Genomic DNA, 5,513 nt, shown 5'->3' on the forward strand with positions numbered 1-5,513 from the left:
GACGCCGTTCAACCAGATATTGAAGCAGAACGCAAAAAGAGAGATGAGATTGAGGCTGGGAAAAGTTACTGTAGCCGACGTTTTGGCGGCGCAACCTGTGACGACAAATCTGCTCAAATTTATGCGCGCTTCGATAAAAATGATTGGCGTATCCAACCTGCAGAGTTTTATCGCTTCCATGACGCAGAAGTTAACACTTTCGGATATTTCTGATGAGTCGAAAAATTATCTTGATAAAGCAGGAATTACTACTGCTTGTTTACGAATTAAATCGAAGTGGACTGCTGGCGGAAAATGAGAAAATTCGACCTATCCTTGCGCAGCTCGAGAAGCTCTTACTTTGCGACCTTTCGCCATCAACTAACGATTCTGTCAAAAACTGACGCGTTGGATGAGGAGAAGTGGCTTAATATGCTTGGCACGTTCGTCAAGGACTGGTTTAGATATGAGTCACATTTTGTTCATGGTAGAGATTCTCTTGTTGACATTTTAAAAGAGCGTGGATTACTATCTGAGTCCGATGCTGTTCAACCACTAATAGGTAAGAAATCATGAGTCAAGTTACTGAACAATCCGTACGTTTCCAGACCGCTTTGGCCTCTATTAAGCTCATTCAGGCTTCTGCCGTTTTGGATTTAACCGAAGATGATTTCGATTTTCTGACGAGTAACAAAGTTTGGATTGCTACTGACCGCTCTCGTGCTCGTCGCTGCGTTGAGGCTTGCGTTTATGGTACGCTGGACTTTGTAGGATACCCTCGCTTTCCTGCTCCTGTTGAGTTTATTGCTGCCGTCATTGCTTATTATGTTCATCCCGTCAACATTCAAACGGCCTGTCTCATCATGGAAGGCGCTGAATTTACGGAAAACATTATTAATGGCGTCGAGCGTCCGGTTAAAGCCGCTGAATTGTTCGCGTTTACCTTGCGTGTACGCGCAGGAAACACTGACGTTCTTACTGACGCAGAAGAAAACGTGCGTCAAAAATTACGTGCAGAAGGAGTGATGTAATGTCTAAAGGTAAAAAACGTTCTGGCGCTCGCCCTGGTCGTCCGCAGCCGTTGCGAGGTACTAAAGGCAAGCGTAAAGGCGCTCGTCTTTGGTATGTAGGTGGTCAACAATTTTAATTGCAGGGGCTTCGGCCCCTTACTTGAGGATAAATTATGTCTAATATTCAAACTGGCGCCGAGCGTATGCCGCATGACCTTTCCCATCTTGGCTTCCTTGCTGGTCAGATTGGTCGTCTTATTACCATTTCAACTACTCCGGTTATCGCTGGCGACTCCTTCGAGATGGACGCCGTTGGCGCTCTCCGTCTTTCTCCATTGCGTCGTGGCCTTGCTATTGACTCTACTGTAGACATTTTTACTTTTTATGTCCCTCATCGTCACGTTTATGGTGAACAGTGGATTAAGTTCATGAAGGATGGTGTTAATGCCACTCCTCTCCCGACTGTTAACACTACTGGTTATATTGACCATGCCGCTTTTCTTGGCACGATTAACCCTGATACCAATAAAATCCCTAAGCATTTGTTTCAGGGTTATTTGAATATCTATAACAACTATTTTAAAGCGCCGTGGATGCCTGACCGTACCGAGGCTAACCCTAATGAGCTTAATCAAGATGATGCTCGTTATGGTTTCCGTTGCTGCCATCTCAAAAACATTTGGACTGCTCCGCTTCCTCCTGAGACTGAGCTTTCTCGCCAAATGACGACTTCTACCACATCTATTGACATTATGGGTCTGCAAGCTGCTTATGCTAATTTGCATACTGACCAAGAACGTGATTACTTCATGCAGCGTTACCATGATGTTATTTCTTCATTTGGAGGTAAAACCTCTTATGACGCTGACAACCGTCCTTTACTTGTCATGCGCTCTAATCTCTGGGCATCTGGCTATGATGTTGATGGAACTGACCAAACGTCGTTAGGCCAGTTTTCTGGTCGTGTTCAACAGACCTATAAACATTCTGTGCCGCGTTTCTTTGTTCCTGAGCATGGCACTATGTTTACTCTTGCGCTTGTTCGTTTTCCGCCTACTGCGACTAAAGAGATTCAGTACCTTAACGCTAAAGGTGCTTTGACTTATACCGATATTGCTGGCGACCCTGTTTTGTATGGCAACTTGCCGCCGCGTGAAATTTCTATGAAGGATGTTTTCCGTTCTGGTGATTCGTCTAAGAAGTTTAAGATTGCTGAGGGTCAGTGGTATCGTTATGCGCCTTCGTATGTTTCTCCTGCTTATCACCTTCTTGAAGGCTTCCCATTCATTCAGGAACCGCCTTCTGGTGATTTGCAAGAACGCGTACTTATTCGCCACCATGATTATGACCAGTGTTTCCAGTCCGTTCAGTTGTTGCAGTGGAATAGTCAGGTTAAATTTAATGTGACCGTTTATCGCAATCTGCCGACCACTCGCGATTCAATCATGACTTCGTGATAAAAGATTGAGTGTGAGGTTATAACGCCGAAGCGGTAAAAATTTTAATTTTTGCCGCTGAGGGGTTGACCAAGCGAAGCGCGGTAGGTTTTCTGCTTAGGAGTTTAATCATGTTTCAGACTTTTATTTCTCGCCATAATTCAAACTTTTTTTCTGATAAGCTGGTTCTCACTTCTGTTACTCCAGCTTCTTCGGCACCTGTTTTACAGACACCTAAAGCTACATCGTCAACGTTATATTTTGATAGTTTGACGGTTAATGCTGGTAATGGTGGTTTTCTTCATTGCATTCAGATGGATACATCTGTCAACGCCGCTAATCAGGTTGTTTCTGTTGGTGCTGATATTGCTTTTGATGCCGACCCTAAATTTTTTGCCTGTTTGGTTCGCTTTGAGTCTTCTTCGGTTCCGACTACCCTCCCGACTGCCTATGATGTTTATCCTTTGGATGGTCGCCATGATGGTGGTTATTATACCGTCAAGGACTGTGTGACTATTGACGTCCTTCCCCGTACGCCGGGCAATAATGTTTATGTTGGTTTCATGGTTTGGTCTAACTTTACCGCTACTAAATGCCGCGGATTGGTTTCGCTGAATCAGGTTATTAAAGAGATTATTTGTCTCCAGCCACTTAAGTGAGGTGATTTATGTTTGGTGCTATTGCTGGCGGTATTGCTTCTGCTCTTGCTGGTGGCGCCATGTCTAAATTGTTTGGAGGCGGTCAAAAAGCCGCCTCCGGTGGCATTCAAGGTGATGTGCTTGCTACCGATAACAATACTGTAGGCATGGGTGATGCTGGTATTAAATCTGCCATTCAAGGCTCTAATGTTCCTAACCCTGATGAGGCCGTCCCTAGTTTTGTTTCTGGTGCTATGGCTAAAGCTGGTAAAGGACTTCTTGAAGGTACGTTGCAGGCTGGCACTTCTGCCGTTTCTGATAAGTTGCTTGATTTGGTTGGACTTGGTGGCAAGTCTGCCGCTGATAAAGGAAAGGATACTCGTGATTATCTTGCTGCTGCATTTCCTGAGCTTAATGCTTGGGAGCGTGCTGGTGCTGATGCTTCCTCTGCTGGTATGGTTGACGCCGGATTTGAGAATCAAAAAGAGCTTACTAAAATGCAACTGGACAATCAGAAAGAGATTGCCGAGATGCAAAATGAGACTCAAAAAGAGATTGCTGGCATTCAGTCGGCGACTTCACGCCAGAATACGAAAGACCAGGTATATGCACAAAATGAGATGCTTGCTTATCAACAGAAGGAGTCTACTGCTCGCGTTGCGTCTATTATGGAAAACACCAATCTTTCCAAGCAACAGCAGGTTTCCGAGATTATGCGCCAAATGCTTACTCAAGCTCAAACGGCTGGTCAGTATTTTACCAATGACCAAATCAAAGAAATGACTCGCAAGGTTAGTGCTGAGGTTGACTTAGTTCATCAGCAAACGCAGAATCAGCGGTATGGCTCTTCTCATATTGGCGCTACTGCAAAGGATATTTCTAATGTCGTCACTGATGCTGCTTCTGGTGTGGTTGATATTTTTCATGGTATTGATAAAGCTGTTGCCGATACTTGGAACAATTTCTGGAAAGACGGTAAAGCTGATGGTATTGGCTCTAATTTGTCTAGGAAATAACCGTCAGGATTGACACCCTCCCAATTGTATGTTTTCATGCCTCCAAATCTTGGAGGCTTTTTTATGGTTCGTTCTTATTACCCTTCTGAATGTCACGCTGATTATTTTGACTTTGAGCGTATCGAGGCTCTTAAACCTGCTATTGAGGCTTGTGGCATTTCTACTCTTTCTCAATCCCCAATGCTTGGCTTCCATAAGCAGATGGATAACCGCATCAAGCTCTTGGAAGAGATTCTGTCTTTTCGTATGCAGGGCGTTGAGTTCGATAATGGTGATATGTATGTTGACGGCCATAAGGCTGCTTCTGACGTTCGTGATGAGTTTGTATCTGTTACTGAGAAGTTAATGGATGAATTGGCACAATGCTACAATGTGCTCCCCCAACTTGATATTAATAACACTATAGACCACCGCCCCGAAGGGGACGAAAAATGGTTTTTAGAGAACGAGAAGACGGTTACGCAGTTTTGCCGCAAGCTGGCTGCTGAACGCCCTCTTAAGGATATTCGCGATGAGTATAATTACCCCAAAAAGAAAGGTATTAAGGATGAGTGTTCAAGATTGCTGGAGGCCTCCACTATGAAATCGCGTAGAGGCTTTGCTATTCAGCGTTTGATGAATGCAATGCGACAGGCTCATGCTGATGGTTGGTTTATCGTTTTTGACACTCTCACGTTGGCTGACGACCGATTAGAGGCGTTTTATGATAATCCCAATGCTTTGCGTGACTATTTTCGTGATATTGGTCGTATGGTTCTTGCTGCCGAGGGTCGCAAGGCTAATGATTCACACGCCGACTGCTATCAGTATTTTTGTGTGCCTGAGTATGGTACAGCTAATGGCCGTCTTCATTTCCATGCGGTGCACTTTATGCGGACACTTCCTACAGGTAGCGTTGACCCTAATTTTGGTCGTCGGGTACGCAATCGCCGCCAGTTAAATAGCTTGCAAAATACGTGGCCTTATGGTTACAGTATGCCCATCGCAGTTCGCTACACGCAGGACGCTTTTTCACGTTCTGGTTGGTTGTGGCCTGTTGATGCTAAAGGTGAGCCGCTTAAAGCTACCAGTTATATGGCTGTTGGTTTCTATGTGGCTAAATACGTTAACAAAAAGTCAGATATGGACCTTGCTGCTAAAGGTCTAGGAGCTAAAGAATGGAACAACTCACTAAAAACCAAGCTGTCGCTACTTCCCAAGAAGCTGTTCAGAATCAGAATGAGCCGCAACTTCGGGATGAAAATGCTCACAATGACAAATCTGTCCACGGAGTGCTTAATCCAACTTACCAAGCTGGGTTACGACGCGACGCCGTTCAACCAGATATTGAAGCAGAACGCAAAAAGAGAGATGAGATTGAGGCTGGGAAAAGTTACTGTAGCCGACGTTTTGGCGGCGCAACCTGTGACGACAAATCTGCTCAAATTTATGCGC

9 protein-coding genes are annotated in these 5,513 nt (G+C 44.8%); all 9 read left to right on the forward strand.

The window, feature by feature from the left end; genetic code table 11:
• Positions 1–48: 48 nt before the first annotated feature.
• Positions 49–213, forward strand: a complete 165-nt coding sequence (locus tag TRL7639_RS23620) for a hypothetical protein (RefSeq protein WP_503089931.1) — start codon at positions 49–51, stop codon at positions 211–213.
• A complete protein-coding gene (locus tag TRL7639_RS23625) occupies positions 213–383 on the forward strand; it encodes a bacteriophage K family protein (RefSeq protein ID WP_002253904.1) in 171 nt (56 codons plus the stop codon). The genes TRL7639_RS23620 and TRL7639_RS23625 overlap by 1 nt, the downstream gene beginning before the upstream one ends.
• Positions 316–555, forward strand: a complete 240-nt coding sequence (locus tag TRL7639_RS23630) for a phage DNA packaging protein C (RefSeq protein ID WP_016670801.1) — start codon at positions 316–318, stop codon at positions 553–555. Before TRL7639_RS23625 ends, TRL7639_RS23630 begins: the two co-directional genes overlap by 68 nt.
• A complete protein-coding gene (locus TRL7639_RS23635) occupies positions 552–1,010 on the forward strand; it encodes a scaffolding protein D (protein WP_000084700.1) in 459 nt (152 codons plus the stop codon). Before TRL7639_RS23630 ends, TRL7639_RS23635 begins: the two co-directional genes overlap by 4 nt.
• Complete coding sequence (locus TRL7639_RS23640; RefSeq protein ID WP_000033471.1) at positions 1,010–1,126, forward strand: phage DNA packaging protein J; 117 nt, start codon at positions 1,010–1,012, stop codon at positions 1,124–1,126. Before TRL7639_RS23635 ends, TRL7639_RS23640 begins: the two co-directional genes overlap by 1 nt.
• A gap of 36 nt (positions 1,127–1,162) precedes the next feature.
• Complete coding sequence (locus TRL7639_RS23645) at positions 1,163–2,446, forward strand: major capsid protein (protein ID WP_000065572.1); 1,284 nt, start codon at positions 1,163–1,165, stop codon at positions 2,444–2,446.
• A gap of 110 nt (positions 2,447–2,556) precedes the next feature.
• Positions 2,557–3,084 (forward strand): hypothetical protein, encoded by a 528-nt coding sequence (locus TRL7639_RS23650; RefSeq protein WP_000487867.1) that lies wholly within the window; start codon positions 2,557–2,559, stop codon positions 3,082–3,084.
• A gap of 8 nt (positions 3,085–3,092) precedes the next feature.
• The gene (locus TRL7639_RS23655; protein WP_000466547.1) at positions 3,093–4,079 is read left to right on the forward strand and encodes a Minor spike protein; all 987 of its coding nucleotides are present in this window, start codon (positions 3,093–3,095) and stop codon (positions 4,077–4,079) included.
• A 63-nt stretch (positions 4,080–4,142) separates the two neighbouring features.
• A partial coding sequence (locus tag TRL7639_RS23660; RefSeq protein WP_032508104.1) for a replication endonuclease occupies positions 4,143–5,513 on the forward strand: 1,371 nt, incomplete at its 3' end.

Origin of the sequence: Falsiruegeria litorea R37, from assembly GCF_900172225.1 — a bacterium.
In the GTDB taxonomy this organism is placed as follows: domain Bacteria; phylum Pseudomonadota; class Alphaproteobacteria; order Rhodobacterales; family Rhodobacteraceae; genus Falsiruegeria; species Falsiruegeria litorea.